Raw genomic sequence first — 378 nt, 5'->3', positions numbered from 1 at the left:
CTTCAAAACGGTCATGTGCTTCATAAATACTATCGAAACTCTCGAATTCAATTTCTTTCTTTAGCGTATTGATGACAGGATGATTTAAGGTTCTAGCATATACTTTAGACTCTTTTTCTAAAAAACGATAGATACCTAAAGGTAACTCATCAATGCCATAATTACCTAAACCAACTATTGTAATTGTATGTGTCATGACCGTCTTCCTCTCTTCATTTGATATAATTTGTCTCCAAAAGGTAAGTGCTTTATTTCTTTGTATCCTAATACATTAAATATAACAATATACAACATTATAATCACTATGCCTATAATTGAGCTAACTATAAGTTCTAGTAATCCTAACATCCTACTTTTTGAAGGTAAGGCAAGCATGAC

2 protein-coding genes are annotated in these 378 nt (G+C 31.2%); both read right to left on the bottom strand.

What is annotated here, in order from left to right; translation table 11 throughout:
• A partial coding sequence (locus tag AB4Z20_RS28145; protein ID WP_442091266.1) for a hypothetical protein occupies positions 1-196 on the bottom strand: 196 nt, incomplete at its 3' end.
• Positions 193-378, bottom strand: a 186-nt coding sequence (locus AB4Z20_RS28140) for a hypothetical protein (protein ID WP_442091264.1), incomplete at its 5' end; no start/stop codon positions are given. The genes AB4Z20_RS28140 and AB4Z20_RS28145, both read right to left, overlap by 4 nt.

It is taken from the genome of Pseudomonas sp. KB_12 (assembly GCF_052114545.1).
GTDB classification, from domain to species: Bacteria; Pseudomonadota; Gammaproteobacteria; order Pseudomonadales; family Pseudomonadaceae; genus Aquipseudomonas; species Aquipseudomonas brassicacearum.
Note: the sequence above shows the minus strand (reverse complement) of the source record. Positions and strands in the feature narration are given on the sequence as shown.